At 60.8% G+C, this 26116-nt stretch carries 26 protein-coding genes and 1 riboswitch (1 of these 27 cut by a window edge); of the genes, 12 read left to right on the forward strand and 14 right to left on the reverse strand.

Going from position 1 to position 26116, the window contains the following annotated elements; all coding sequences use genetic code 11:
• On the reverse strand, nt 1-583 hold the 5' portion of the coding sequence (locus GNP00_RS08460) for a PQQ-dependent sugar dehydrogenase (protein WP_011581877.1). 554 nt of this gene lie to the left of the window's left edge; 583 of the gene's 1137 nt are visible here — the first part of the coding sequence; its start codon is at nt 581-583; its stop codon lies beyond the left edge, outside the window.
• A 236-nt stretch (nt 584-819) separates the two neighbouring features.
• Here GNP00_RS08460 and GNP00_RS08465 point away from each other — a divergent pair, with 236 nt between their 5' ends.
• Both GNP00_RS08465 and GNP00_RS08470 read left to right on the forward strand, forming a co-directional pair.
• A complete protein-coding gene (locus GNP00_RS08465; RefSeq protein ID WP_011581878.1) occupies nt 820-1425 on the forward strand; it encodes a hypothetical protein in 606 nt (201 codons plus the stop codon).
• An 80-nt stretch (nt 1426-1505) separates the two neighbouring features.
• Nucleotides 1506-2576 carry an AI-2E family transporter gene (locus GNP00_RS08470; protein ID WP_011581879.1) on the forward strand — a complete coding sequence of 357 codons (1071 nt, stop codon included), beginning with the start codon at nt 1506-1508 and terminating at the stop codon, nt 2574-2576.
• A 10-nt stretch (nt 2577-2586) separates the two neighbouring features.
• On the opposite strand, the gene nadC is transcribed toward GNP00_RS08470, so the two are convergent.
• The 4 genes from nadC to GNP00_RS08490 form a co-directional block, all read right to left on the reverse strand.
• Nucleotides 2587-3438 (reverse strand): carboxylating nicotinate-nucleotide diphosphorylase, encoded by an 852-nt coding sequence (nadC, locus tag GNP00_RS08475; protein WP_011581880.1) that lies wholly within the window; start codon nt 3436-3438, stop codon nt 2587-2589.
• Nucleotides 3438-4991 carry an L-aspartate oxidase gene (locus tag GNP00_RS08480; RefSeq protein WP_011581881.1) on the reverse strand — a complete coding sequence of 518 codons (1554 nt, stop codon included), beginning with the start codon at nt 4989-4991 and terminating at the stop codon, nt 3438-3440. The genes nadC and GNP00_RS08480 overlap by 1 nt, the downstream gene beginning before the upstream one ends.
• A complete protein-coding gene (nadA, locus tag GNP00_RS08485; RefSeq protein ID WP_011581882.1) occupies nt 4988-5962 on the reverse strand; it encodes a quinolinate synthase NadA in 975 nt (324 codons plus the stop codon). Before nadA ends, GNP00_RS08480 begins: the two co-directional genes overlap by 4 nt.
• A 66-nt stretch (nt 5963-6028) precedes the next feature.
• Nucleotides 6029-6970 (reverse strand): NUDIX hydrolase, encoded by a 942-nt coding sequence (locus tag GNP00_RS08490; RefSeq protein ID WP_041544769.1) that lies wholly within the window; start codon nt 6968-6970, stop codon nt 6029-6031.
• A 179-nt stretch (nt 6971-7149) separates the two neighbouring features.
• Between GNP00_RS08490 and panB the strand changes: the two genes are divergently transcribed.
• The 8 genes from panB to GNP00_RS08535 all read left to right on the forward strand — a co-directional run bounded on the left by panB (nt 7150) and on the right by GNP00_RS08535 (nt 14547).
• Nucleotides 7150-7995 (forward strand): 3-methyl-2-oxobutanoate hydroxymethyltransferase, encoded by an 846-nt coding sequence (gene panB, locus GNP00_RS08495; RefSeq protein ID WP_011581884.1) that lies wholly within the window; start codon nt 7150-7152, stop codon nt 7993-7995.
• Nucleotides 7992-8846: a pantoate--beta-alanine ligase gene (gene panC, locus GNP00_RS08500; RefSeq protein ID WP_011581885.1), complete on the forward strand. Its 855-nt coding sequence runs from the start codon at nt 7992-7994 to the stop codon at nt 8844-8846. Before panB ends, panC begins: the two co-directional genes overlap by 4 nt.
• A 55-nt stretch (nt 8847-8901) precedes the next feature.
• A riboswitch (TPP riboswitch) is annotated at nt 8902-9019 on the forward strand.
• A 105-nt stretch (nt 9020-9124) separates the two neighbouring features.
• Nucleotides 9125-10951, forward strand: coding sequence for a phosphomethylpyrimidine synthase ThiC (gene thiC, locus GNP00_RS08505; RefSeq protein ID WP_011581886.1), 1827 nt, complete (start codon nt 9125-9127; stop codon nt 10949-10951).
• 271 nt (nt 10952-11222) lie between these two features.
• A complete protein-coding gene (gene thiO, locus GNP00_RS08515; RefSeq protein ID WP_011581887.1) occupies nt 11223-12218 on the forward strand; it encodes a glycine oxidase ThiO in 996 nt (331 codons plus the stop codon).
• Nucleotides 12187-12384, forward strand: coding sequence for a sulfur carrier protein ThiS (thiS, locus tag GNP00_RS08520; protein WP_011581888.1), 198 nt, complete (start codon nt 12187-12189; stop codon nt 12382-12384). Before thiO ends, thiS begins: the two co-directional genes overlap by 32 nt.
• A 2-nt stretch (nt 12385-12386) precedes the next feature.
• A complete protein-coding gene (locus tag GNP00_RS08525; RefSeq protein WP_011581889.1) occupies nt 12387-13163 on the forward strand; it encodes a thiazole synthase in 777 nt (258 codons plus the stop codon).
• Nucleotides 13160-13780 (forward strand): thiamine phosphate synthase, encoded by a 621-nt coding sequence (locus GNP00_RS08530; protein ID WP_011581890.1) that lies wholly within the window; start codon nt 13160-13162, stop codon nt 13778-13780. The genes GNP00_RS08525 and GNP00_RS08530 overlap by 4 nt, the downstream gene beginning before the upstream one ends.
• Nucleotides 13777-14547, forward strand: a complete 771-nt coding sequence (locus GNP00_RS08535) for a hydroxymethylpyrimidine/phosphomethylpyrimidine kinase (protein WP_166015920.1) — start codon at nt 13777-13779, stop codon at nt 14545-14547. Before GNP00_RS08530 ends, GNP00_RS08535 begins: the two co-directional genes overlap by 4 nt.
• Before the next feature lie 113 nt (nt 14548-14660).
• On the opposite strand, the gene GNP00_RS08540 is transcribed toward GNP00_RS08535, so the two are convergent.
• From GNP00_RS08540 to GNP00_RS08550, 3 genes are all read right to left on the reverse strand, one after another.
• Nucleotides 14661-15365 (reverse strand): outer membrane protein, encoded by a 705-nt coding sequence (locus GNP00_RS08540; RefSeq protein WP_011581892.1) that lies wholly within the window; start codon nt 15363-15365, stop codon nt 14661-14663.
• A gap of 354 nt (nt 15366-15719) precedes the next feature.
• Nucleotides 15720-16634, reverse strand: coding sequence for a dihydrodipicolinate synthase family protein (locus GNP00_RS08545; RefSeq protein ID WP_011581893.1), 915 nt, complete (start codon nt 16632-16634; stop codon nt 15720-15722).
• A 163-nt stretch (nt 16635-16797) separates the two neighbouring features.
• Nucleotides 16798-17517 (reverse strand): GntR family transcriptional regulator, encoded by a 720-nt coding sequence (locus GNP00_RS08550; protein WP_041545507.1) that lies wholly within the window; start codon nt 17515-17517, stop codon nt 16798-16800.
• Between the two features lie 269 nt (nt 17518-17786).
• Here GNP00_RS08550 and GNP00_RS08555 point away from each other — a divergent pair, with 269 nt between their 5' ends.
• On the forward strand, nt 17787-18563 hold the full coding sequence (locus tag GNP00_RS08555; protein WP_011581895.1) for an MBL fold metallo-hydrolase: 777 nt from the start codon (nt 17787-17789) through the stop codon (nt 18561-18563).
• A 27-nt stretch (nt 18564-18590) separates the two neighbouring features.
• Here GNP00_RS08555 and GNP00_RS08560 read toward each other — a convergent pair whose 3' ends face one another.
• Together GNP00_RS08560 and GNP00_RS08565 are read right to left on the reverse strand one after the other, a co-directional pair.
• The gene (locus GNP00_RS08560) at nt 18591-19091 is read right to left on the reverse strand and encodes a cupin domain-containing protein (RefSeq protein ID WP_011581896.1); all 501 of its coding nucleotides are present in this window, start codon (nt 19089-19091) and stop codon (nt 18591-18593) included.
• The gene (locus GNP00_RS08565; protein WP_049764941.1) at nt 19079-19996 is read right to left on the reverse strand and encodes a helix-turn-helix domain-containing protein; all 918 of its coding nucleotides are present in this window, start codon (nt 19994-19996) and stop codon (nt 19079-19081) included. The genes GNP00_RS08560 and GNP00_RS08565 overlap by 13 nt, the downstream gene beginning before the upstream one ends.
• A 95-nt stretch (nt 19997-20091) precedes the next feature.
• Here GNP00_RS08565 and pobA point away from each other — a divergent pair, with 95 nt between their 5' ends.
• A complete protein-coding gene (pobA, locus tag GNP00_RS08570; RefSeq protein ID WP_011581898.1) occupies nt 20092-21261 on the forward strand; it encodes a 4-hydroxybenzoate 3-monooxygenase in 1170 nt (389 codons plus the stop codon).
• A gap of 224 nt (nt 21262-21485) precedes the next feature.
• On the opposite strand, the gene GNP00_RS08575 is transcribed toward pobA, so the two are convergent.
• From GNP00_RS08575 to GNP00_RS08590, 4 genes are all read right to left on the reverse strand, one after another.
• The gene (locus GNP00_RS08575) at nt 21486-22247 is read right to left on the reverse strand and encodes a LuxR C-terminal-related transcriptional regulator (RefSeq protein WP_166015921.1); all 762 of its coding nucleotides are present in this window, start codon (nt 22245-22247) and stop codon (nt 21486-21488) included.
• A 251-nt stretch (nt 22248-22498) separates the two neighbouring features.
• Nucleotides 22499-23314, reverse strand: a complete 816-nt coding sequence (locus GNP00_RS08580; protein WP_246259277.1) for a Crp/Fnr family transcriptional regulator — start codon at nt 23312-23314, stop codon at nt 22499-22501.
• A 106-nt stretch (nt 23315-23420) separates the two neighbouring features.
• Nucleotides 23421-24641, reverse strand: a complete 1221-nt coding sequence (locus GNP00_RS08585; protein WP_011581901.1) for a polysaccharide pyruvyl transferase family protein — start codon at nt 24639-24641, stop codon at nt 23421-23423.
• On the reverse strand, nt 24638-26086 hold the full coding sequence (locus GNP00_RS08590) for a hypothetical protein (protein WP_011581902.1): 1449 nt from the start codon (nt 26084-26086) through the stop codon (nt 24638-24640). The genes GNP00_RS08585 and GNP00_RS08590 overlap by 4 nt, the downstream gene beginning before the upstream one ends.
• Between the last annotated feature and the right edge of the window lie 30 nt (nt 26087-26116).

The following is a 26116-nucleotide window of genomic DNA, read 5'->3' on the forward strand; positions in this document are numbered from 1 at the left end:
CGAGCTTGCCCAAATGGTTCGATATGTTCTGCGCTTCCTGCATGTGGTCGAAGCGGTCGCCCATCGTGACAAACAGGTGCCCATCCGGCGAGAAGGCAAGGCGTGAACCGAAATGGTTTCCGCCGGAAACCGCCGGCTCCTGCCGGAAAATGACCTCAAAATTCTCAATAGCCGTAGCATCTTCGTTCAGCCGGCCTCGGCCAGCGGAAGTTCCCGCCCCCTCGCCACGCGCTTCGGAGAAGGTAAAATAGACCAGGCGGTTCTGGTCGAACTGCGGATCGAGCGCCACATCCAGGAGCCCGCCCTGTCCCCGGGCCACGACCTCCGGCGTACCCTGGATCGGGCTCGAAATCTCGCCCTCGGCGCTGATCCTGCGCAAGGTTCCGCTGCGTTCCGTCACCAGCATGGAGCCGTCGGGCAGGAAGACAGCTCCCCACGGGCTGGAAAGCCCGTCCGCAACGGTTTCCACACGAAGCGAGCCGCTCTCGCTTTCCAGGCTCGAACGCACGTCTTGAGCCCATGCGCAGGAGACGAGCAGCGGGACGGCGAAAATGCTCAGGGACTGGATGATCTTCGATGACATGAGGCAGGTCCTCTCTTGGGCGCGTCGATACGCGAACCTTTGAGCGAGATGCGCGGTTCCCATCGTAAGGAGCAATCTGCACAAAACAAGCGTCTGTCCCAACCCGTCTGTATTAAGCGAGACGTCCACCCCCCTTTTCCAAACCCAGCTTCCGCAAAAAGCCCGCGGTGGCAACTTTCGAAAATTCTTGCGCGAGAACGGGATTCGCCCTCGACTATCGAAAATAAGGAGATGGCATGGGCAATATTCTCAACCCAAGAGGTGCAGGCGGATCGGGAAAGACCGAACTTGTCCGCAGAATTCTCTATCGATATGGGTGGAAGGCAGGAGAAAGATACGGCGGCAGCCTGGTTGAGTGTCTTTATGTTTCGGGCCGCAGCCGCCCGTTTGCATATCGTCTCCCCCACCCTTTCGGTGGCCGGCCGCTTGTCGTGATCGGTCACTACGAGGTCACGAGCGGGGGATGCGACACCATCCGGCAGGCGGATGGCGGTTTGGTGGAGGTGGCCCGTTCAGCGGATGCATTCACCGCCACCGGCCACGACGTGATCATCGAGGGCTTGAGGCTGAGCAGTGACGTGGAGCACTCAATGGCGCTGGCGCGTTCCCGTCGGCTCCTTGTACTGCGATTGAGAACGCCGCTCCGCCGGTGTGTTTACAATTTGGCTTCGCGCCGCCGCGTAGGACCTCGCGCCCACCCCGCCATTGAAAGAGCCGTGAAGGCGGAGCACGCCCGGATCGAGCAAGCCTGCCAGTGGCTGCGCCCGCATGCATATGTGGAGGATGTCACCTTTGACGAGGCACTTGCCCGCGCCGGCGCTCTGCTGGGCCTGACATCTTAAACCAGATCGGCCGGCCGCTTCGGAACCTGCCTTCCCCCTTCCCGTTACCAGAAGGATTTCCGTTACAGGCGGGACGCAGCATGAAGCAGGATGCCAGCTCCGATCTGCATTCCCGGGATCTCCCGGTTCGATGGAGTTTCTTTTTTCGCCTCTTCTTGCTGGCCGCCGCCATTGTCGCTGCCGGGCTTCTGGTGTGGAGCCTATCCAACCTGCTTCTTCTGGCCTTCGGCGCCATCCTCGTGGCGGTGCTGACCAGATCCTTCGCTTCCCTGATCGAGCATCATACACCCCTGCGTTCCGGGGCTTCACTCGCCGCGGCGGCAATAGCCATCGGCCTGTTCATAACCGGGTTTGCGATCCTCCTCGGCTCGCAGCTACAGGCACAGTTCGGCCAGCTCATCGAACGCGTGCCCGACCTGCTTCGCGCCTTGGAGGACCGCTTCGGCATCGATAATTTGGAAGGCCGGCTTGTCGAGCAGATACAGCAATCGATGGCGCGCACATCGTTGCTGTCCAATGTCGCCGGCTTTTCCTCGGCCATCTTCGGCAGTCTCGCCAATCTTCTTCTCGTAATGGTGGCCGGCATCTATCTCGCGGCCGACCCGCGAAGCTATCGCCGCGGTTTCTTCCTCCTGTTTCCAAGGCGCGCCCGCCGCGAGGCCGCCGAAACGCTCGACGTTCTCTATATGGCTCTTCGCCTCTGGCTGCTCGGGCAGCTTCTGAGCATGTTTCTGGTCGGAGCAGCCTCTGCGGTGGGTCTCTGGCTTCTTGGGGTACCCTCAGCCCTCGCCCTTGGTGTTATCGCGGGCCTGCTGGAGTTCGTACCGGTGATAGGTCCCATTCTCGGCGCTGCACCGGCGGTGGCCGTGGGGCTTGCGGAAAGTCCCGTTACCGCCGCATGGGTGGCGCTGCTTTATCTCGTCATCCAGCAGCTGGAAGGCAATCTGATCATGCCGCTCATACAGCAACGCATGGTGCGGCTTCCCCCAGCGCTCACCATCTTTGCGATTATCGGCTTCGGCCTGCTGTTCGGTCCGCTTGGCATCCTCTTCGCAACGCCGCTCCTGGTTGTCGTCTTCGTTTCGGTAAAGAAGCTGTGGGTTCGCGACACGCTGGACGAGGACACCGAATTGCCGGGAGAGGAAGAGTGAACTCGTCGCCTCAGGCGCGATAATCCAACCCGATATCCAGCACCGGCGCGCTGTGGGTGATCCAGCCGACCGAGATGAGATCAACGCCCGAAGCGGCAATTGCGGGCGCGGTTTCCCGTGTTACCCGGCCTGAGGCTTCGGTGATCGCGCGGCCGGCCGTCAGCTCTACAGCGCGCGCGAGCTGCTCGGGCGACATATTGTCGAGCAGAACCGCATCGACTTTCCGGGCGAGCACCTCTTCGAGCTGGGCCAGCGTATCGACTTCCACCTCGATCTTGACCATATGGCCCGCATGCGCCCGCGCCCGCTCAATGGCAGGGCGGATACCACCGGCGATCGCAATATGGTTGTCCTTGATGAGGATGGCGTCGTCCAGCCCGAAGCGGTGGTTTGAGCCGCCACCGGCCCGCACAGCGTATTTTTCGAGCGCCCGCAGGCCAGGAGTCGTTTTGCGCGTGCAGACGATCTGCGCCTTGTGGCCCCTGACGACCTCGACGATCCCAGCAGTGGCCGTGGCGATGCCGCAGAGATGACAGAGGAAGTTAAGCGCCGTGCGCTCGGCAATCAGCAGGCCGCGCGCGGGCCCGCTGACACTGGCAATCACATCTCCCGGAGCAATCGCGCTGCCATCGGGCCGCTCGATCTTCACCGAGATCGCCGGATCGATAAGGCGGAACGCAAGCGCAGCCACATCGAGTCCCGCGACAACGCCCGGCTGGCGGGCGGTCAGCGTCAGTTCGGCATGAAGGCCGGCGGGAACGACTGCATCCGTGGTGAGATCGCCCGCGCGGCCAAGATCCTCCAGCAACGTTGAGCGAACCAACGGCTCGAACATGACGGTGGGAAGCGGAGGAATATTCATCATGCGCTCCTGGCCATCGGGATTGCAGGCTCGGGCACGAGACTCCGCGCCGTCTCGAATGCGTTGGCCAGCGTAAGGCGCGAATGCACCGCATACTCACTGCGCCGGGGGAAATCGGCGCGGAAATGCCCGCCCCGGCTTTCCTCGCGCGCCAGCGCGGAGACAACCATCATCAATGCGACCGCCGCGGGATCAGAAGCGGGTCCTTTGCGCTCGGCCAGAGGAAGGAGCGAAGCAATTGCATCCCGCATTGTGTCCGCATCGCGGATGACGCCCAAGGCACGCGAGACGACCGGACGCACGACTGAAGCATCCGCACTGCCGGGCATGGCGAAGGAGCCCGGCCGATGGCGCATCGCATCGCCCGCGCCGGCGATGCTTTCCGCCACCCAACGGCCAAAGACGGCCGCCTCGATCAGCGAATTGCTGGCGAGCCGGTTCGCGCCGTGAAGGCCGGTCGAGGCTACCTCGCCGCACGCCCATAGGCCGCGCACGGAGCTGCGGCCTTCGCCGTTAACGGCAATGCCGCCCATGTGGTAATGGACGGCAGGGCGAATGGGGATCGGCACACGCGACGGATCAAGGCCCGCGGCTCTGCAGAAGGCGTAAATACTGGGAAAGCGGAGAGCGAAGCTGGTCCCGATGGCCCCCCGCGCATCGAGAAAAACGCGATGGCCCATGGAGAGATGCCACGCCACCGCGCGCGCCACCACGTCGCGCGGCGCAAGCTCGGCGCCCGGCGTGCCCTCGAGGAAACGACGGCCAGTCTCGTCGATGAGAACCGCGCCCTCCCCGCGCACGGCCTCGCTGACGAGGCGCATCGGACGCCCGGTCCCATCGAGCGCGGTGGGATGGAACTGCACGAATTCCAGATCGCGAAGCGCCGCGCCGGCATGTGCGGCAAGCGCAAGCCCTTGGCCGAAGGAACCCAAAGGCGTTGTGGTATCCTCGTACAAACCGCCGATACTGCCGGTGGCGATCACAACGCGGCTGGTAGCAAGCAGCACCGGACTGTCCGGCCCGGCGGCGACAACCCCGGAAATGGCACCGTCTTCCGTGAGGAGCCGCCGCGCTTCGAAACCTTCCAGCACGGTGATCGAGGGAGTCCGGCGCACCGCGGCCACAAGCGCGCGCATGATTTCGCGGCCCGTGGCGTCTCCTTCCGCATGGATGATGCGGCGGCGGCTATGCGCCGCCTCAAGTCCAAGGAGCAGCGGACCGTCCTCTGCCTTGTCAAAGCGGACGCCGAAGCGTGCCAGGTCCTCGATCGCCCGAGGTGCTGCTCGGACGACCTTGCCGACAATGTCGGGATCGCAAAGCCCGTCCCCTGCGGCGAGCGTATCGGCCAGATGAAGGTCGGGATCATCGTCCGGCCCCATGGCTGCCGCGAGCCCGCCCTGCGCCCAGGCGCTCGATGCCTCCTCGCCGAGAGGTGCCTTGGAAAGCACCACGACAGGCATGGGTGAAAGATGAAGCGCGGTTGCGAGCCCAGCAAGGCCAGCGCCGATAATGACCGGGCGGCCGCTGAGGTCGTGAAGATCAAAGCCGTTCATTTGACAGCGAGCATCCGCTCCACGGCGCGCCGCGCGCGCTCGGCCACCTCAGGATCGACCGTCACCACGTGCTGGTTCTCCTCCAACGCCTTGCGGATATTGGCAAGCGTGATGCGCTTCATATGCGGGCAGAGATTGCAGGGGCGGACGAACTCGACATCCGGATGAGCCACCGCGACATTGTCGCTCATGGAGCATTCCGTCATCAGCACGACGCGATGCGGCTTTTCCCGTCCCACATAGTCCGACATGGCGGCCGTGGAGCCGGAGAAATCCGATTCCGCGACCACTTCCGGCGGGCACTCGGGATGCGCGAGCACCACCACGCCGGGATTGGCCTCCCGCAATTCGCGGATATCAGCCCCGGTGAAGCGTTCATGCACCTCGCAATGCCCTTTCCAGGCGATGATCTCCACGTCCGTTTCAGCGGCAATGTTCTTTGCCAGATACTCGTCCGGGATCATGATCACACGCGGCACGCCAAGCGATTCCACCACCGCGCGCGCATTGCCGGAAGTGCAGCAGATGTCGGATTCCGCCTTCACCGCCGCCGACGTGTTGACGTAAGTGATCACGGGAACGCCCGGATAATGCTGGCGCATCAGGCGCACATCTTCTGCCGTGATGGAATCGGCCAGCGAGCACCCTGCCCCCATATCCGGGATCAGCACCGTTTTTTCCGGATTGAGCAGTTTTGCCGTCTCGGCCATGAAATGGACGCCGGCAAGCACGATGACATCGGCATCCGTGTTCACCGCCTCGCGGGCGAGCGCCAGGCTGTCGCCCACGATGTCGCCAACGCAGTGGAAGATCTCCGGCGTTTGATAGTTGTGCGCCAGTATGACCGCGTTGCGCCTGCGCTTCAGCGCGAGAATTGCCTCGATATCGTCCACGAAAGCCGGCCATTCGATCGGCGGGATCACTCGCTTCACCTTATCGTAAAGCGCGTCGGTGCGGGGGATATCGAGCATGGACAATCTCCAATTATGCTCCGATTGAGCATATCATATATATGCTTGCGCTGAGCATAAGTCTTGTCAAGCCCGAATAACCGGTAATTTTGTTCCTGCGGCAGTACGTTCCATCAGCACGACCGGCCGGAAGCGGAAGAGCTTTGCAGGCCGCCCCCGCGTTTCCGAGGTAGTTTCGCCGGTTTCCTCGACCAGTTCCTGCTGCTCGATGAGCCGACGAAAATTCTGCTTGTGGACCAATCGGCCGGAGAGCGCCTCTACCGCGCGTTGCAACTGCAGGAGCGTGAAGACGGGAGGCATGAGCTCGAAAACCACCGGACGGTATTTGATCTTGGTGCGCAGCCGCGCAATCCCGGTCGCGAGGATGCGCCGATGGTCGGCGATCATCGATCTGCCCGGCACGGGCGGTGTGTGACTGCCTTTCCTGCCTCGTAAAGCCTCGTCCACCAGGCCAGCCTCATAGAGCAGCTCGTATCGCTGCAGCACCAGCTCCTCGTTCCAGGGCCGCCCGTCCAGCCCGAACGCGACCGCGATGCGATGGTACCGCTCCTCGCCGGCTTCTTCGCCGGGCCCTTCGGCCCAGACCTTCAGACGCGGCAGGATAAAATCCGCCAGAATGGCGGGCGGGCCTTTCCGATGGTCCTCCCACGGAAAATAATCATACCAGCTCCGCCAGTCGCGCGGCGCCTGCCCGTCTTTGCGCTCGTCGCGCGTCAGCCCCAGATAGCTGATCGAGATTGCGCGCTCGGGCTCATCCGCCATACGGTCCCGGTCGGCAAAGGTATAAAGCTGCTCGATGTAACCGAGCCGATGGCCGGTCTGCTGTTCCACCCAATCCCGGAGGCCAGCCTGGAGCGAGCGGTGGCCGAGTTCGAACGGGCCGGATGGCAGGGCTTTCCCCTGCTTAATGGTAAGCGCGCGCGGGCAATTATCGATCACCGCGGCGACGACTGCCATCAGGTCAACCTTGACTTCATGGCGCTGGTGAGGATCCTGCGTCACGTTCATCGGCTCTGGTTACGTCCTGCTTCGTTCGAAAAGGATTTGTACCAGCATGTATCAGCAGCCGCCGTCCGGCGAAACCGGCCGTGCAGCCTGACCGGCAGAAGTGAAGCAAATTTTTCTTCGCAAGCGCACAAAACTGTGCGAAATGGCGGCACCAGCAGTTGCCTCTGGAGGAAATAGTCATGAGTGCAACCGGAGGAGCGAAATCCTTCACCCCGCCGGACATCGCCAAGGCCAAAGGCAAGGCGCCGATCGTTTGTCTCACTGCCTACACGACGCCCATTGCGCGCCTTCTCGATCCGCATTGCGACGTGGTTCTCGTGGGCGACAGCGTGGGCATGGTGATGCACGGGCTGCCCTCCACGCTGGGCGTGACGCTGGACATGATGATCATGCATGGGAAAGCGGTGCGCCGAGGCCTGGAAAGGGCCTTGATGGTCGTCGACATGCCCTTCGGCAGCTATGAGGAAGGGCCGGAACAGGCTTTTCGCAATGCAGCACGCGTGATGGCGGAGACCGGCTGCGCGGCTGTCAAGCTCGAAGGCGGAGAGAGCATGGCCGAGACGATCCGCTTCCTGACCGGCCGTGGCATACCGGTGATGGCCCATGTGGGTCTGACGCCACAGGCCGTGAACGCTTTCGGCGGTTATCAGGTCCAAGGACGGGGCGAAGACGGCGACCGCGTGATGCGTGACGCGCAAGCAGTGGCCAAGGCCGGCGCCTTCTCCGTGGTCCTGGAAAAGGTGCCCGAGCCGCTCGCCCGCCGGATCACCAAGGAAATCCCTATCCCCACCATCGGCATCGGGGCTTCCCCCGCCTGCGACGGGCAGGTTTTGGTGGTAGACGACATGCTCGGGATGTTCACCGATTTCCGCCCGAAATTCGTCAAGCGCTATGCGGAACTGGCGGAAGCCGCCGAGGCCGGAATCGCCGCCTATGCAAAAGATGTGCGGCAGCGCCGTTTTCCGGCGCCGGAACATGTATTCAGCGATATGCCCAAGCCGGTGAAGGGAGGCGAGGCAGCGTGAGTGTCCCAATTTTCCGCACGGTGAAGGAATTACGCGCGGCGGTGGCGGATTGGCGCCGTGATGGGCTTCGCGTCGGCGTCGTACCTACGATGGGTGCGCTGCATGAAGGGCATCTGAGCCTCGTGCGCGCGGCCCTGGCGAACACGGACCGGGTAATCGTCACTCTGTTCGTCAATCCGAAACAATTCAACAATGCAGGCGATCTCGCCGCCTATCCCCGCACGGAAAAGGAGGATGCCGCCAAGCTCGCCCCGCTCGGCGCCCACATGCTCTATGCACCGGATGGCGCAGAGATGTATCCGAACGGATTTTCCACAACGGTCTCGGTGAGCGGCGTGAGCGAGGGCCTTTGCGGCGCCTTCCGGCCCGGCCACTTCGACGGGGTGGCGACCGTGGTCACGAAGCTGCTCCTGCAGACCGGGGCCGACCTTGCCTTTTTCGGCGAGAAGGATTTTCAGCAGCTGCACGTGGTGCGCCGGCTAACCCGAGACCTCGATATACCCACGCAGATCATCGCTTGCCCGACGGTGCGCGAAGCGGATGGGCTTGCCCTCTCTTCCCGAAATGTGCGGCTTTCGGCTGACGACCGCCGCAATGCTCCGAAGCTCGCCGAAGCGCTCTTTGCCGCCGCCGGCCGCCTGGCGGAGGGCACGCCTGTAGCCGAGGTGCTGCCCAATGCCCGCGATGCGATACTCGCAGCGGGCTATCAGGAGGTTGAATATCTCGAACTGCGGGGAGAGGATGACCTTGCTCCGCTTTCCGGCCTCGATAGGCCGGCGCGGCTGCTCGTTGCCGCGTGGATCGGTGGAGTTCGCCTCATCGACAATCTGCCGGTTGCGCAGCCTGCCTGAGAGGCCAATCACTGCTTTCGCTGCTTGACAAGCCAGGGCACTCCTCGCAAGATCAAACCATCACCAGGGGGGCCCGGACAACGGGCTGAGATACCGCTGGCTTCAAGCAGCGCGGTGACCCTTTGAACCTGATCCAGTTCATACTGGCGTAGGGATGGTGCGACGGCTTTCCGGGGCCCGGTCGTAAGATCAAAGGGAATATCGTTTTTCCCGGCAAGCTTCTCCCCTCCTCCTTCGGCAAGAACTGGGTCTCCAACGCGAACGCGGAGAGACTCGCCATGGATGCCCGGAACAACCCCAAGCCCGAGATTACAACAGGCCCCCTTCCCGCCTCCAGCAAGGTCTACAAGCCCGGCACGCTGCACTCTGAGATCCGCGTGCCGATGCGCGAGATCGCCGTCCACCCCACGGCGGGCGAACCGCCCGTTACGGTCTATGATTCTTCCGGACCCTACACGGATACGAGCGTCACCATCGACATCGAGAAGGGCCTGCCGCGCCTGCGCGAAACCTGGATCGAGGCGCGTGGCGACGTGGAGCGCTATGACGGCCGCATCGTCAAGCCGGAGGACAACGGCTTCGTATCGGGCGAGCGGCTGACGCCTGAATTCCCAGTCCGCAACCGTCCGCTTAAGGCGCGGGACGGCAAGGCAGTCACACAGCTTGCCTATGCGCGGGCGGGCATTGTGACGCCGGAGATGGAGTTCATCGCCATTCGCGAAAATCTCGGGCGCGAAAAGCTGAAGGAAAAGCTCGTCCGTGACGGTGAGAGCTTCGGCGCGGCGGTTCCCGACTATGTGACGCCGGAGTTCGTGCGAGACGAGGTGGCGCGCGGGCGGGCCATCATTCCAGCCAATATCAACCACCCCGAATCCGAGCCGATGATCATCGGCCGCAATTTCCTGACCAAGATCAACGCCAATATCGGCAATTCCGCTGTCACCTCCTCCATGGCCGAGGAGGTGGAAAAGCTGGTCTGGGCAACGCGATGGGGCGCGGACACGGTTATGGATCTTTCGACCGGCCGCAACATCCACAATATCCGTGAATGGATCATCCGCAATTCCCCCGTACCCATCGGTACGGTGCCGATCTATCAGGCGCTGGAGAAGGTGGGCGGCATTGCCGAGGAGCTCACCTGGGAGGTCTTCCGCGATACGCTTATCGAGCAGGCCGAGCAGGGCGTGGATTATTTCACCATCCATGCCGGTGTCAGGCTCCACTATGTGCCGCTGACGGTGAACCGCGTAACGGGCATTGTCTCGCGTGGCGGGTCCATCATGGCGAAGTGGTGCCTCGCTCACCATAAGGAGAGCTTTCTCTACGAGCATTTCGCGGAGATCTGCGACATCTGCCGCGCCTATGACGTCTCCTTCTCGCTGGGCGACGGACTTCGCCCCGGCTCGATCGCGGATGCCAATGACGCAGCGCAATTTGCCGAGTTGGAGACGCTGGGCGAGCTGACGAAAATCGCCTGGGCCAAGGATTGCCAGGTGATGATCGAGGGACCCGGCCATGTTCCCATGCACAAGATCAAGGAGAACATGGACAAGCAGCTCGAGATCTGCGGCGAGGCGCCATTCTATACGCTCGGGCCGCTCACAACCGACATCGCGCCGGGCTACGACCACATCACTTCGGCCATCGGCGCCGCAATGATCGGCTGGTTCGGAACGGCCATGCTCTGTTACGTGACCCCCAAGGAGCATCTGGGCCTGCCCGACCGTGATGACGTGAAGACCGGCGTCATCACTTACAAGATCGCGGCGCACGCCGCTGACCTGGCCAAGGGCCACCCGGCGGCCAAGGTGAGGGACGACGCGTTGTCGCGCGCCCGTTTCGAATTCCGCTGGGAGGACCAGTTCAACCTCTCGCTCGACCCCGAAACGGCGCGCGCGCTACATGATGAGACCCTGCCCAAGGAGGCGCATAAAGTGGCGCATTTCTGCTCCATGTGCGGCCCGAAATTCTGCTCCATGCGGATCTCGCACGACATTCGGGCCGAGGCGCAGAAGGAAGGCATGGCCGCAATGGCCGAGAAGTACCGCGAGGGCGGGGATTTGTATGTGGCTGTGGAGGAGACGGCAGAGACGCAGGGCGCTTGAGGACAGGTGGATTTGCTATGCTTGGGAAAGCCGGTGGCCTTATACCCCCCTCTGCCCGGCCGGGCATCTCCCCCTCAAGGGGGGAGATTGGGCCGGCGGTGTGGGTCGCGCCTCTTTCTGCATCGCTGCCGGTTGGCGAAAGCTTTGATGACTGCCAATCTCCCCCCTTGAGGGGGAGATGTCCGGCAGGACAGAGGGGGGTGCGCAAGAGCACAATCCTACCCGTCTTGCCCGCTTTATTCGAACCCTCCATCTGCGCGAGGACCCCCTGATGCGCATCCTCATCAAAGGTGCGGGCGTGGCGGGGCTGGCGACGGCGCATGAGCTGGCGGCGCGCGGCGGCGAAATCACCGTCATCGAAAAGAGCGCCTCCGTGGGCGGCGGAGCGTCCTGGCTCGCCGGCGGAATGCTCGCGCCATACTGCGAGCGGGAGAGCGCCGAGGAGGAGGTCATCCGGCTCGGAGAGCATGCCGCGCGGTGGTGGGAAACGGTACTACCCGGTACGGTGAGCTTCAACGGCACGCTGGTGGTGGCTCCGCCGCGTGATGCGACCGAACTCCGCCGCTTTGCTGTCCGTACCGAGGGGTACGTGCATCTCGGCGCGGAAGAAATCGAAGCACTGGAGCCCGACATTGCCGGACGGTTCCGCACCGGCCTTTTCTTCGCCGCGGAAGCGCATCTTGATCCGCGCGGGGCGTTGGACCGGCTCCATGCCAAGCTGGAAGCATTGGGTGTGCGATTCCTGTTCGATTGCACGGCGGCTCCCCAGCGTTTCGACCATGTCGTGGATTGCACCGGCTTTGCCGCGGCAGCCACTCTCTCCGAACTTCGCGGCGTGCGCGGCGAAATGCTCTATCTGGAAACCCGTGACGTGAAGCTGTACCGCCCGGTACGGCTCATCCATCCGCGCTTCCCCGTCTATGTGGTGCCGCGCGGCGATGGCCGTTTCATGGTTGGCGCAACCATGGTGGAGAGTGCGGACGATGGGCCGGTCACGGCACGCTCTATGATGGAACTGCTCAACGCCGCCTATACGCTGCACCCGGCCTTTGGCGAGGCGCGCATCCTGGAAGCCGCGGCAGGCATACGCCCGGCCTTCCCTAATAACCTGCCGAAGATCGAGCGGCGTGGCGATACGCTCTTCGTCAACGGCTTCCATCGTCACGGTTTTCTCCTGGCGCCGGCGGTTGCGCGGCAGGCCGCCGAACTGATCATCTCCAACGAGGCGCATCGCAATGAAGCTCATCGTGAACGGGCAAGCGCTTGAGAGCCAGGCACGGACACTTTCCGAACTGATGACCGAACTCGGCCACACGGGAAACTGGTTCGCGACGGCCATCAATTCCGAATTCGTGCCAGGCAGCGAGCGCAACGAAGTCAGGCTTTCCGAGGGCGACCGCGTGGAAATCCTGACGCCCAGGCAAGGAGGCTAAAAATGCCGCTCACCGTCTATGGAACCGAACTTTCCTCCCGCCTGCTGCTGGGCACCGCGCAATATCCCTCGCCCGCCATCCTTTCGGAAGCAGCGAAGTCTTCCGGTGCGTCGGTTGTCACCGTATCGTTGCGGCGCGAGGGCATTCAGGGGGAAACGGGTGGTCGCTTCTGGTCGCTTGTCCGCGAGCTCGGCCTGCGCGTGCTGCCCAACACGGCGGGTTGCCACACGGTCAAGGAAGCGGTGACCACGGCCAAAATGGCGCGGGAAGTGTTCGGGACGAACTGGATCAAGCTTGAGGTGATCGGCCATCACGACACGCTGCAGCCCGATGTTTTCGGCCTAGTGGAAGCCGCGCGCATCCTCACCGAGGATGGCTTTGCCGTCTTCCCTTACACGACCGAGGACCTCGTCGTGGGCGAGCGGCTGATCGAGGCGGGCTGCGAAGTGCTGATGCCCTGGTGCGCACCGATCGGCTCGGCCAAGGGTCCGGTCAATCTCGACGCGCTGCGCGCCTACCGAGCACATTTTCCGGACACGTCGCTGATTGTCGACGCCGGGCTCGGGCGGCCTTCGCATGCCGCAGCCGTGATGGAACTGGGCTTCGACGGCGTACTGCTCAATACGGCGGTCGCCAAGGCAGGGAACCCCGCCGCCATGGCCATCGCCTTCGCGCAAGCGGTGGAGGCGGGACATGCGGCCTACGGCGCCGGCATATTGGAGCCGCGCGACATGGCCGTGCCTTCCACGCCCGTGATCGGCAAGGCGGTGTTCTCATGAGGCTCGACCCGTTTTATCTCATCGTCGATTCTGCAGCCTGGATCGAGCGCCTCGTGCCACTTGGCGTAAAGCTGCTGCAACTTCGCATCAAGGAAATTGACGAAGCAGAGCTCCGGGCGGAAATCCGCCGCGCGAGAAAAATATGCGCAGGGCATGATTGCCAGCTCATCGTGAACGATTACTGGCAGCTCGCCATCGAGGAGGGCTGCGACTTCGTCCATCTGGGCCAGGAGGATTTGGCGACCGCCGACCTTGCCGCGATCAAGCGGGCGGGGCTGAAATTTGGGATCAGCACGCATGACCACACGGAACTTGCGACAGCGCTGAAGGCCGAACCCGACTATATCGCGCTCGGGCCGATCTACCCAACCATCCTCAAGAAGATGAAATGGGAGCCGCAAGGGCTCGACCGTATCGCCGAATGGAAGGAACGCGTAGCCCCAGTGCCGCTCGTCGCCATCGGCGGCCTGACGCCGGAGCGCATCCCCGGCGTTTTCGAGCGCGGCGCGGATTCGGCGGCCGTGGTGACGGACATATTGCGCAATTCCAACCCCGAGGCGCGCACACGGGAATGGTTAGAGGCGACCGCATCATGGAGGGAAAAAAGCCGAGCATGAGTGTCAGGCCGCATGTGCTTGTCGTCGCCGGCTCTGATTCCTCCGGAGGAGCAGGAATCGGCCGCGACATCGAAGTCCTTGCCAGCCTGGGCGTTAACGCAGCGCTCGCCATTACCGCCGTGACGGCGCAGACGCATAGTCGCGTGGCGGCGGTTGAACCCATGTCGCCTTCGCTCGTTTCGGCGCAGATGGAAGCTGCGCTGGAAGCAGAGCCCATAGACGCGATCAAGATCGGCATGCTCGGGACGAGCGACATAGTGGAGGCAGTCTCGACCGTTCTCCGCAGGCATCTGCCGATTCCCGTCGTCCTCGATCCCGTGCTCGCCTCCTCCTCTGGAGGACGGCTCATGGAAGAAGCAGGGATTGCCGTGCTGAAGCGTGAACTTCTACCGCTCTGCCGCCTCGTCACGCCCAATTGGCTGGAGCTTGCCATTCTCGCTGCCACGGTGACCGCAGGGAGTGAGGAAGAGGCGCTTGATCAAGGCAACTTGCTCCTTGCAAGCGGGTGTCACGCCCTGCTCGTGAAGGGCGGGCATGCGCCGGATAAACGAAATTCGACAGATATTCTGCTGCGTCGAGGCCATGCGCCGGAACGCTTCGAAGCGCCGCGGCTTGATAGCCGGATGCGCGGCACGGGTTGCGCGCTCGCCAGTTCCATCGCCGCCGCCTTGGCGCGCGGGCTTTCGCTGGAAGAAAGCATCGCGTTTGGCAAGCGGAAAGTTTACCACTTATTACGCGAAGCCGATGCCGAGCACCCAGCCGCCTGATGAGATTTGGTGATAGCGGTCGGCGTCAGCATGATAAATGTTTTAGAACATCTACGCCGGTGAAGAAATATCCGCAAAGAGGCAGGTGGGCCTCTTCGCGGATATGCTAGGCTCTAGAACTTATAGGACAAACCAACCCGCATTGTGTGCGAATGCGAGCTCAAATCAGCCGATCCAATATCGAGATCGTAAGACTTCTTTCCGAAATCCATAAACTGGTACTCGACCTTGCCGATCCATTTTTCGGTTATGGCGTAATCAAGACCCGCGCCGAGCGTATAACCCACTCTAGTCTTGTTATCCCGAGCAACGACTTTACCATCCTTTTTTGAGGAGATTTCCAGGTTCTCGAAGGCGGCACCGCCGGTGACATAGGGCAGGAAGCGATCCATCGCATAGCCGAGACGCACACGCGCCGATCCGAATCCCCTGGATGCTGCGAAACGGCCGTTCCCGGAGGCCGCGGCCTTGTCTTTACCACCGAAATAGAGTTGAGCGTCCCCTTCCGCGCCGATAACCCAGTTATCGATCTGATAGTTGTACCCCAGATAAACACCACCGAAGGTACTGTTCATCTTGAAGGCATCACCTTTGATGCCTGCCTTCTTGGCGACGGAATTGGGATCAAACTTAAGGCTGTTCCACTTATAGCCGCCGTCAACACCAAGATAAATGCCGCTCCAGTCATAGGACTTGGCCGGAGCTGCGACCACAGGCGCCACCGGGACTGGATCGTCCCGTTGAATGATGGCGTCCGCGGCAAAGCCAGCAGAAGTGCCGAACAGGCCGATAAACGCAAGGGATAAAATGGATCGCATGAAAACCTCTCTTAACTATGTTTACGAACGCGCCGGCTTATAAACGCATAAGAAATACAGATCAACCCTGCAGAACGAGCCGCATATGCACGGCCCACAAAAGGCGGCATCCATCACCCGAATAACGTAAACAACGCGCCGGACGCAGTGCATTCAGAGCCGATGCATCGCGTTCGTTGCTGGGCAACCATTCGAGCGGGACTCTATCCCGCGGTTCCGAGGACTTATCTGACGCTTATCGGAAAATAGGGGACGGCTTTGGCGCTCGTCAGCGTCTCTCGCCTCTGCGCAGCTGCGCCTGACCCCAAATACGGGATCTTGCTACTCGAGCCGAATGGGTGACGATTCTTGGCGTTATAAGCCGTATCTGCCCAGATCGGGACGGTTCCTGAGCCCTGTCTCCACCACAGCGCGGACCTCCGCCTCTTCCTGCCCGATAAGTTGAAGGCGCGGCTGGCGCACCACCGGTGAGGTGCCGCGCACGATGTGCTCGCAAAGCTTGATCTTCTGGACGAATTTTGGCCCGATATCGAGGTGGAGCAACGGCAGGAACCATCGGTAGATCTCCAGCGCCTCTTTGAGACGGCCCTCTTCCACGAGCTTGTATATCGCAACCGTCTCCTTCGGGAAGGCTACGACCAGGCCTGCTATCCAGCCGGAGCAGCCGAGGACCAGGCTTTCCAGCGCCAGATCGTCCACGCCGGTCAAAAGCTGATAACGGTCGCCAAGCGCGTTGATGGTCTCGTTGATGCGCCGCGTATCGCCGGTGGATTCCTTAATGGCGACGAATTTGGCTTCGTCCGCCATCTCCTTCAGCATCGCAGTTGTGATGTTGATGCCGTAGGCAAGCGGGTTGTTATAGACGATGATCGGCAGGTTCGAGGCGGCCGCCACGGCGCGGTAGTGCGTCACCACTTCGCGGTCGTCGGCGAGATAGCGCATAGCCGGCAGCACCATGAGGCCGTCGACCCCGATCTTTTCGGCCTCTGCAGCGAGCGATGCACCCGCAGCCGTCGAATCCTCCGCGATTGTTAGGATAATCGGCACGAGCCCCCTCGCCTCCTCCTTCGCAGCCTTGGCGATGGCGATCTTCTCTTCGCGTGTCAGGCTCGAAGCCTCCCCCAAGGAGCCGCAAAGGACGACAGCGTCCACCCCGCTCTCGATCTGGAAGGCAATATCCGCCCGGACGCCGTCGAGATCCACTTGCTGATCAGCCGTCATCTTGGTGGTTATTGCGGGGAAGATGCCGCGGAAGTCGCTCTTTTGCATACCATTCCTCTTTCGAACGCGAACCGGCGCATGCTTCAGCTTATTAGCTTGTATTTAGTTTGTCGACACAAAACCGATGCGTGCCGGATGCGCGGCGATGTCGGCGGGCTGATACAAATGTTGGAATCGCAGCTGTAGGCCAGTGGCACCCAATTCCAGGGCGCTAGGCCTGCTGGTCGAGCGTTATGTGGGACGCCCCATCGCGAACGATATAGCTCTGAATCTGCCGCACGATCTGTGCGGCATGCGCAGTAGCCAGCTTATCGCAGAGCTCAGCATCCCCAGCCTCGATTGCGGCGATTATCGCATCGTGCTCTTCCACATATTGCTTCGGCAGACGGTCATCGAAGGATGAATAATAGACCCGCAGGATCCTACGGCCTTCATCGAGCAGCCGCGCAAAGAGCGTTGTGAAATAGTGGTTTCCCCCTGCTTCGGCTATCGCCACATGGAAATTCCGGTTTGCATCGATCATGGCGAGTGCATTGCGGCGGCGGACGGAGTCGGCAAAATGCGCCTGAAGGCTGCGAATTTTTGCTAGGTGCTCCGGCTTATGGTGACGCGCCGCGGAAAGTGTGGTGACGCGGTACATCAGCGTCAGCGCTTCGAAATAGACAGGAAGCCGCACGAAATCGATTGGTGCAACGATGGTGTTGCGGTTGGGCAGCGTATGAACGAGCCCTTCGGCCGCAAGCCGCACCAGCGCCTCGCGAATGGGCGTACGCGACATTTGGAATTGCTCGGAGAGCCTCACCTCATCGAGCCCTGTGCCGGGCGCGAGCTCAAGCTCCAGAATTGCCTTTCGCAGCGCGTGGTAAACGGCCTGGCCTCCCGCGCCCCTGACCCGCTCGCTTCCTGGCTGGGCTGCAGCGGCCGCGCCCAGCCGGCCCTTTGTCTTCTTCTCACCGATGCCGCGCAATGGCAGTTCTCTGCTTAGGTCTTGAATGGCTTCAGCCCATTAAGCACGTCCCCGCCCTCTGCTCAACAATCGGGTTTTTATGGCCGTGCCTGATGATCCTTCGAGCGAATTCATTGGCTCCATGCCGCCGATTGTAAACACGTTCACTTTTCCGTTATTTTGATCCTGCGACACGCTGGCTTAATTTCACGTCTCCAGGACTGCAGCAGATCGAATGGGAACAGGAGGAGACGATGACCTTTACGAGGCGTAAGACTTTGCAACTCGGTGCAACCGGCTTGGCCGCGGTCGGAGCGACGATCATCATGCCTTTTTCCACCCGGGCGCAGGAATCCCAAGGCGACAGCTACGACAGCGAAAACGGGAAGATCACCATCTCCCCCATCGCGCATGCCTCTTTCGTGATGACCGTTCCCAATATGGTCATCTATGTCGATCCTGTTGGGGGTGCCGCGGCGTTTGAGGGCAATCCTCCTGCGGACCTCATACTCGTCACCCACGAGCATGGCGATCATTTCGAGCCGGATACACTGACTGCGCTTGCAGGAGAGCAGACACAGCTCGTCACCAACCCGTCCGTCTTCGATAAGCTGCCCGAGGCGCTGAAGAGCAAGGCAACCTCGATCGGCAATGGAGAAAGCACGACCGTGGGCGAAATCGGGATCGAAGCCATTCCTGCCTACAACACCACGCCCGACCGGTTGCAGTACCACCCCAAGGGCCGCGACAACGGCTATGTCCTGAGCGCCGACGGGCGCAGGGTCTATATTGCGGGCGACACGGAAGACATCCCGGAAATGCGCGCTCTTAGCGACATCGACATCGCCTTCGTCCCGATGAACCTGCCCTACACCATGGATAGCGATCAGGCGGCTTCCGCTGTGGCCGAGTTCGCTCCCAAGGTTGTCTATCCCTACCATTATCGGGGCAGCGATCCCGAGGCCTTTGCTGCAAAGGTTGCCGAGGCAGGCGCGGAGATCCAGGTGGTGCAGGGGCCTTGGTATAGCTGACGCTTAAAGAGCCCTCGGCCTTGCCGGTCACCAGGCCCGCAAAAGCGGGCCTTCCCGGCCGTAGAAGGGATCGCTCTCGGGGCGCGCCAGTTCAGGCATCGATTGCACTTCCGCCTTGTTGCGGCAGATCGAGTAATTCTCCTGCCCCGGCGGGTAGGCGCCAATTACCAGAAGGTCGTCGCTTGCTGAGAGATTTTTGTGGCCGGTGCCAGCCGGCAGCACGACGAGATCGCCTGCTTTCAGCTCGAAGCGCTTACCCGTCTCACCACCAAGCTGCACTTCGACCATGCCGCGGGCGATACCTAGAGCTTCGTGCGCATCCGGATGGAAATGATGGTAGCGGAAGATGCCGTTCCGCCATGTGCCGCCCCAGCCGCTCCCAATAAAGCGCTGTTCGAAAGCACCTGCCCTGTCGGTGACGCGATCGCCCAGCACCTGCGGGTAGATCAGCACCGGCAGATCGGGGTTGTTGGGCACATCGGGCCCTTCCTCCAGGAAAAATCTTTGCGGCTCGACTATCTCGTGCATGCCTGTTCCAACACCTCTCTTGGCGAAAGGTTCTCAGCTGCCGTGTTCGGCGCACGAAAGCGGCTTGGGGCGTAGCCGGTCGCGCGCTGAAAGAAGCGCGAGAAATAAGCGGGATCTGGATAGCCTAGAACGATACCTATCTCTTTGATGCTCAACGTCGAGAACTGCAGATAGCGCTTTGCCTCTAACACAATGCGGCGCTCGATGACGGAAAGCGCCGGACGGCCCAGAACCTGCCGGCACACACGGTTGAGGTGGGTAGGCGTGATGCCGAGTGCATGGGCGTAATGTGGGATGGCCCTCGTCTCGCGAAATTCCCGTTCCACCAGTGCCAGAAAGGCGCGTGCAAGCTGTGCGGCCCTTCCCAGCTGGCTTCGATCATGCGAGGCGGCCGCCATCCCGAGGCGCAGAAGCGAGACGAGAAGAAGCGTTATCTGCGCGCGTATGGCGGCAGCTCTCCCTGGCCTCCGGCTGTCCGCCTCCGAAATGAGCCCGCGGATCGTATTGTGCAACTCCGAAGCATGCTCTTCGTTCATCTGAACGATGAAAGGCCTCAGCAGCCATTCCTCCATTTGGGGGATTTCGGCAGCCAGGGTTCGAACATCCCGTTCGAAGAAGGTAAGCACCACGCCGTCGACATCCTCGCTGAAGAGGAAACCGTGAACCGAAAGGGCAGGAACAGCGACCACCGACACCGGGCCGAGGTCGCGATCCTCTCCATCGATCAAGGCGCGCGCACGACCCCGCCGCAAAAAGAGAAATTGGAAGAACTGTTCATGCCGGTGCGGAGCAATCCGGAAACCGTGAAGACGGCTACGGGAGGTGATGGTTTCCCAATGCAGCCAGTCGGCCTGGTCCGGATAGTCCTCCTCCCCGTAGAGTGCGTAAATCGGGATTGATGTCATGTTCTTATTGTCCAAGTTTTTGGCTGCTCTGTCCATTGGCATTTCGGCCTGAAAGCTTATGTCTTCCCACAAGAGGAAAGTGGACCAGAGAGAAAATGCGCGTACAGGTTGCTATCATCGGTGCTGGGCCTGCGGGGCTCACCCTCGGTCGGCTTCTCGAGCGCGCGGGGATTGACGCCGTCGTCATCGAAAGGCGTAGCGCCGATTACGTTTTGGGGCGCATCCGCGCCGGCGTGCTTGAGCAAAGCTCAGTGGACCTTCTGGAGACAATCGGCGTCGGTGAGCGCATGCGGCGGGAAGGAATTCCCCATGACGGCGTAAAACTGTCCTTCGATGGCGACATGTTGGGCATCGATTTCCAGGCCCTGATCGGCCGCAAGGTCATGATCTACGGCCAGACGGAGGTGACGCGTGACCTGATGGAAGCACGCGCGGCTTCCGGCGCAAAAACCATCTATGAAGCCGAAGACGTAAGCCTGCACGATTTCGATGGGGCCTCCCCGAAGATACGCTACCGCAAGGATGGCGTTTCCCACGAAATCACCTGCGATTTCATCGCCGGATGCGACGGCTTTCACGGCATCTCGCGGGCCAGCGTTCCGGAAAGCGCGATTCAGAGCTTCGAGCGCGTTTACCTCTTCGGGTGGCTGGGCGTGCTCGTCGACAAGCCTCCGGTGGATGACGAACTCATCTACGCGCATCACGAACGCGGCTTTGCGCTCTGCTCCATGCGCTCTCACACCCGGAGCCGCTACTACGTTCAGGTTGGAAGCAATGAGAAGGTGGAAGACTGGCCTGACGATCGTTTCTGGGACGAGTTGCGCGCCCGGCTGAACCCGGATGTGGCAGATCGGCTGCAAACCGGCGCCAGCATCGAAAAATCCATCGCACCCCTGCGGAGCTTTGTGGCGGAGCCATTGCGTTTCGGGCGGCTCTTCCTCGCCGGCGATGCGGCGCATATCGTGCCGCCAACCGGCGCGAAGGGCCTCAACATGGCGCTGCACGACGTGAGAATCCTCGCTGAAGCGCTTTCAGAATACTACGCCGGGCACTCGCAGGCGGGTATCGATAGTTACTCTCATCGCGTGCTCGCCCACACCTGGAAAACAGAGCGGTTTTCCTGGTGGATGACCTCGCTGCTACACAGTTTTCCGGAAACGGGCTCGTTCGGGCGGCGCATCCAGCGCGCTGAATTCGATTATCTTGCTTCTTCCCGGATCGCTCAGCAGAGCCTGGCTGAGAACTACACCGGTCTTCTGGAATGACGGACAAGCGTCATAGGCCTGGACGCCATCGTCCCTTAGAACTGGGCCCCGCAGCATTCGATGCGGAGCCCAGATAGCTTCGCCCGCCGACTTAGAAGATCAAGCTGCGACTGGGACTGCCGCTTTAGGCCAGCCAATCCCGGTACAATCAGAATCAATGACGGTACGCCTAACCGAAAACCCCCGCGCTCCGTCGTAATTATTGTTTGTGTCATGGTTGTCGGTCAGGACATCATTTCTCGGATCTTGTAAGCTACCTCCGTGCGATTGGTCGCATTGAGCTTCTTCATGATATTGCGGATGTGCACTTTCACCGTGCTCTCGCAAAGTTGCAGCTCATAGGCGATGATCTTGTTGGCCTTTCCGCGTCTTAGGGCTTCGGCTACCTCTGCCTCACGCGCGGTGAACAGGTTTCCGAGCCCTGCAGTGCGATTGGTGGTCGAATTGATGACATCGCGCATCGCAAGCACACCACTTGCGGGAACGAAGACGCCACCCACCTGGGCAAGGTGAATTGCCTCGGCAGCCACGCTCACACCCACATTGCTCGGTATGTAGCCGCGTGCGCCGGAATCGAGCGCGGTCAAGATCTGACCGAGATCGTCCGAGTCAGCGACGACGATGACCGGGCTGTCTTCAAAAATCCCGGCAAGATCTTGTATTTCGGAGCGAACGCCTGAATCGGCGATCTTCCTGCTGCCGACGATGAAGAGCACCGCCGACGGCTCCCTGCTATCCCCCAGTTTACGCCACTCGTCGGCCGAGCCGACGGCAACGATCTCCATTTCAGGACTTTGGGTCCTCAAACTTTGCGCCAGGCATTCCCTGCCTAACGCCCTGGGGTCGATCAAAAGTATCAGATCCTCCTTTGTCCCTCTGTCGAGTTCCGCCTCCGTTGTGAAATTGCCACCCGCCCGAAAGTCGACTGGCAATGTAGACGCCGATTTTAGGCCTGGCGCCTGTGAAAAGCCATTTTCTAGTTCCACAATACGCTCCCCTTACTTGTGTGAATAAACAAGCCGCATGCAGCTGACGTACGAAAGCATCGTCCCGTCCCAGCCACCGTACGTTTGCAGCGGCTCCGGAGACCCGCGAATGAAATAGCTGTGCTGGTCTTCCGAGGGAAAATATCTGCATAATTGTGGATAACGCGCACTAACCTAGATTAAGCCCTTATCAATTTATTCACCATTTGATAAAAAATTGATTCAACTTAAAGTTTACGAAGAATAAAGTCCTATTTTACTGTTCGAAGAGTCAAATAAGACGCATCGAAATCCACAAGTTCGGTAAGCCGGTCGACATCCCGGATCTCAACGATTCCATTTCGAAACGAAGCCAACCCATTTTCCCTCAGCTCCTTAAGCACCCGGTTCACGTGGACTGCGGTGAGGCCCAGAGCGTCCGCCAGATCCGCCTGGGTGAGCGGGCATTGGAATCGAACCCTGCCGTTATCGGGCTTGATCTCAAGGCGGCAGGCCAGTTCGAGGAGCAGATGCGCGGTACGCTCAACAGCACCGCGTCGTCCGATGCTGACCATATGTTCCGCGATTCTGGCGTTGTGCCGGGCAACGTTTCTTATAAGGGCCCTCGAGACGGTCTGCGGCGCCTTTAGCAACGTTTCCAGCGGCGCGCCGGGGACCTCCATAGTGCTGACTGGTGAGAGAGCCGTGATCACCTCTCTCGCCCATTCGGTGGCGCCGATCCCGACAACATCGCCCGGAAGGAGGAAATCAAGAACGATTCGCGAGCCGTTCGTCAGCATCTTGCCTGACGCGACCCAGCCGGATGTGATCAGAAGGAAGGCTTGCTTATTCTCCTCATCTTCGGCAATCGTTTCTCCTACCGCATAATTGCGGCGCCAGACTGTAGGACCGCCCTCTTCCTTGCGGCCCCTCCCCGCCGGCGATGAAACGCCCGCGTCAAGCGCCTTCAAAAATTCCCCGAAATGTTCCGCCATATGATAAGTATACCCTTCATCCACACCTAAGGATATGCATGACACGCTAAATTGTTTTATACTCAATATGTGCAACAAATACTCTTTAAACAAACTAAAGTGGTATCCGCTCCCCGGCACGCAAGGAGACTGCATGGGGAACCATTGATCACAACTTCGTGAGAGTTGGGGAAGGAAAGACTAAAACAGTCTTAATAAACTATAGTACGGCTCGGTCCGACGCCGGCCGGAAAGTGGCGCTGCGCAATTTTTCGATCATATGGAACAAGCAGAACCTGGCCTTTCTGACCAATCTTGCTTGCTTTAGGGGATCCAATCCTTCCTGCAATGCACGAAGCGCTGTTTCACCGACCTGTGCGGGACTTACCCCTTCGCCGCTGATAACAAATGCCTCGCGGTTTATTTCGCTGAAGAAACCGTCGACCTTTTGGTCCCAGCTTAGGCCGACGCAAGGTACTCCAAGCGAATAGGATACGATACTTGCATGCAACCTATGCGCGATAACAACGCTGAGTCTGCTGATGTTCGTCACCAGCTCCTCCGGCGTCTTCGGGTGCGGCATCACGCTGAGGGAGCCATCTCGCAACCATGCCTGGGCGCTTCGGTCGTCCAAAATGGCCCTTAAGAATTGCTCATCCTCCTCCGCACCATTTGTGAAAAGCGCCACACGGCATCCTGCGTCGAGGAACCACCTTATAAGCAGGCGGTAATCGGCGTTCTTGCTCAATGGAATTTGAGCCTGCTCAATTGCCGCATGCCGCCGCAACACCAACGGATGAACGACGCCAATCCCCACCAAAGGGGCTTTACCGGAATGAGAGATCGTGCCCCCAATGAGACTGGCTGCGAGAAGCGCTGGATCGGGGGATACTTCCACCGGGAAAAAATGGCCGAAATGCTTGAGCCAGTTTTCGCGCGCGCCGTGATCGCGGACGGAAACATGGACGACCTTGCAATCGCGTAGCCTGTCAAAGAGAACCTTGGCGCGCTCGGACCAGTGTCCGGTAGCGCCAACCGCGAAAATCGCCAGCGGCTTCTGCGCGCGTTGCACCTGATCAAGGACGGCAGCGATCTTCAGCGGGAAATTAAGATCGTCGTCCTGAAAGAGATTGCCGCCACCGATAATTACTGCGTCGGCCTCATCGATCCGGCGGTGCCAATGCTCCTTGAGGGCGGCGAACCGGCGCCGTAACGCGAGCTCCACCATCGCCCCGCGTAAGCCTTTGGGCAATATTTGAAGCAAGGACAGCGCATAAAGTCGTCGCGACCGAGGCGCGCCGAAATCGCAGCGCCCGGCCAGATCCAGTGTTTCGACCGAGATGTCGGGCCCGCCTTGCCTCAGCCCGCGCTCAAGGCAGGAGGCCAGAACACCGTCACCCAGATTTGGGCTGTATTTGACATTGAAGACGACGAGCTTCACGAACGACTCCCGCCGAGAGGGGTAAGTCCTGTTACTTCGTCGATTGGCGTCTCAGGCGTGCTCTCCCTTTGCGAAGCGCGCAGAGGCACCACTGCTATCGTTCCCGCCAGCACATAGAACAATAGGCCGAGGTCATAGACCGTGCCGGCGGCGAACGCCTCAGCAAGCGCTGCAACAAGTCCTGCCTTGCAAGCCCGGACAATCTTGGCGTCCAGGTCTATGCCGGTCTCGCTGCCTGGCCGAGGCAAAAGAATGGAGCCGATGAAAATTGCAAAAAGCGCGGTGCCTAGCAGGCCGACATTGGAAAGAAGCACGAGCAGATAACTTGACGCCCGCGCGCTTCCAAGCCCGGCGCCCCACCCTCCGGTATCGATGAAAACCTGGTATGCGACCGCGTTCCACATGAACCTCTCCCGGCCGGAGTGGCTCTCGAGCTTGGAAAAGAGGATCTCGTCCAGGTAACTTGCCACGCTATCCAGCAGGTCTGGCATGGCGAGCAGGACAAAAAGACTTACGAGAGGGATTGCCAGAACGGTCGAGGCCAGGAAGGCGGGTCTTCCAATCGGGCTTTTGCGTATCGATTCTCCGACCGATCTGAAGGCCAGATATACGGCCACAACCGCCAACGCCACCATTCCGGTGGCCGAGGTGGAAAGGAGGAGGGCGGCGAGCAGAAGCACCGCGACGCTGCCCGTTAAAAGCGAGCGCACCCGGTCGAGCCAGAGACTGCCGATAAAAGCAAAGAGCACCGAGGTGTAGCCTGCAAAGGCCGAAGCTTCGGAGAAGGTGCCGGAAATGCGCTTGAAGCCAGCTTTCTCGGAGCCCGTCAGCAGTGCGTAGTTGGCTGTCCGCACAAAATCGAAGATGTGAGCCGCGCCCGCGTAGTAAGTGACCACATCGAGAACCGCAAACCCCAGATTTGCAGCGGACAGCGCGAGCATGGCATAGACGAGACGCGCGGGCGAACCTGCCGAACGCAGATAGGCGAAGGTGAACGCAAAGCAGGCAAGTCCTCCCAATGCATAGAATGCCTGCGTGATGTTGTTCGTCGACGGTTCCAGGGCAATAAGCGAAATAGAACTGCGGCCGCCGGCAAGCCGCTGAACCGTCATGGTCTCGGTTACATCCTCCATGAGACGCGGCAGGAAGAACGCGCTCGCGACCGCGTAGGCTGTCAGAAGCAGGAGCCAGAACCCGGCCCGAGGCGGCGCCAGGGACTCAAGGATAGGACCTTCGCCAAAGGCGAGGAACATGCGCAGGCCGTAGAAGACAAGAAAGAGGCTTGGCACGAGAACAGATGCCCCGCCCAGCCCCGGCAAGCTGAAAGCCGCGCCGGCGCCAAACAGGGTGGACAATACCATGATCGAGAATGCGCGATGAACGGGGGCAAGAAAGGTCATCATGCCCAGAGCGATCGTCAAAAGGCCGATCAATTCGATCTTCATGCCAGCCACCCCCGCGACCATTTTCGCAGT

Source organism: Chelativorans multitrophicus, from assembly GCF_011317445.1.
Taxonomy (GTDB): domain Bacteria; phylum Pseudomonadota; class Alphaproteobacteria; order Rhizobiales; family Rhizobiaceae; genus Chelativorans; species Chelativorans multitrophicus.

What these genes read in the sequence shown, in the direction of transcription:
- GNP00_RS08590 (WP_011581902.1), bottom strand. Translation starts at nt 26,086, where the DNA reads ATGAAGATCGAATTGATCGGCCTTTTGACGATCGCTCTGGGCATGATG.
- pobA (WP_011581898.1), top strand. Translation starts at nt 20,092, where the DNA reads ATGCGCGTACAGGTTGCTATCATCGGTGCTGGGCCTGCGGGGCTCACC.
- GNP00_RS08555 (WP_011581895.1), top strand. Translation starts at nt 17,787, where the DNA reads ATGACCTTTACGAGGCGTAAGACTTTGCAACTCGGTGCAACCGGCTTG.
- GNP00_RS08540 (WP_011581892.1), bottom strand. Translation starts at nt 15,365, where the DNA reads ATGCGATCCATTTTATCCCTTGCGTTTATCGGCCTGTTCGGCACTTCT.
- nadC (WP_011581880.1), bottom strand. Translation starts at nt 3,438, where the DNA reads ATGAATATTCCTCCGCTTCCCACCGTCATGTTCGAGCCGTTGGTTCGC.
- GNP00_RS08545 (WP_011581893.1), bottom strand. Translation starts at nt 16,634, where the DNA reads ATGCAAAAGAGCGACTTCCGCGGCATCTTCCCCGCAATAACCACCAAG.
- GNP00_RS08530 (WP_011581890.1), top strand. Translation starts at nt 13,160, where the DNA reads ATGAGGCTCGACCCGTTTTATCTCATCGTCGATTCTGCAGCCTGGATC.
- GNP00_RS08490 (WP_041544769.1), bottom strand. Translation starts at nt 6,970, where the DNA reads ATGAACGTGACGCAGGATCCTCACCAGCGCCATGAAGTCAAGGTTGAC.
- GNP00_RS08525 (WP_011581889.1), top strand. Translation starts at nt 12,387, where the DNA reads ATGCCGCTCACCGTCTATGGAACCGAACTTTCCTCCCGCCTGCTGCTG.
- nadA (WP_011581882.1), bottom strand. Translation starts at nt 5,962, where the DNA reads ATGCTCGATATCCCCCGCACCGACGCGCTTTACGATAAGGTGAAGCGA.
- GNP00_RS08465 (WP_011581878.1), top strand. Translation starts at nt 820, where the DNA reads ATGGGCAATATTCTCAACCCAAGAGGTGCAGGCGGATCGGGAAAGACC.
- GNP00_RS08480 (WP_011581881.1), bottom strand. Translation starts at nt 4,991, where the DNA reads ATGAACGGCTTTGATCTTCACGACCTCAGCGGCCGCCCGGTCATTATC.
- GNP00_RS08470 (WP_011581879.1), top strand. Translation starts at nt 1,506, where the DNA reads ATGAAGCAGGATGCCAGCTCCGATCTGCATTCCCGGGATCTCCCGGTT.
- thiC (WP_011581886.1), top strand. Translation starts at nt 9,125, where the DNA reads ATGGATGCCCGGAACAACCCCAAGCCCGAGATTACAACAGGCCCCCTT.
- GNP00_RS08565 (WP_049764941.1), bottom strand. Translation starts at nt 19,996, where the DNA reads ATGACATCAATCCCGATTTACGCACTCTACGGGGAGGAGGACTATCCG.
- thiS (WP_011581888.1), top strand. Translation starts at nt 12,187, where the DNA reads ATGAAGCTCATCGTGAACGGGCAAGCGCTTGAGAGCCAGGCACGGACA.
- GNP00_RS08560 (WP_011581896.1), bottom strand. Translation starts at nt 19,091, where the DNA reads ATGCACGAGATAGTCGAGCCGCAAAGATTTTTCCTGGAGGAAGGGCCC.
- GNP00_RS08535 (WP_166015920.1), top strand. Translation starts at nt 13,777, where the DNA reads ATGAGTGTCAGGCCGCATGTGCTTGTCGTCGCCGGCTCTGATTCCTCC.
- thiO (WP_011581887.1), top strand. Translation starts at nt 11,223, where the DNA reads ATGCGCATCCTCATCAAAGGTGCGGGCGTGGCGGGGCTGGCGACGGCG.
- panB (WP_011581884.1), top strand. Translation starts at nt 7,150, where the DNA reads ATGAGTGCAACCGGAGGAGCGAAATCCTTCACCCCGCCGGACATCGCC.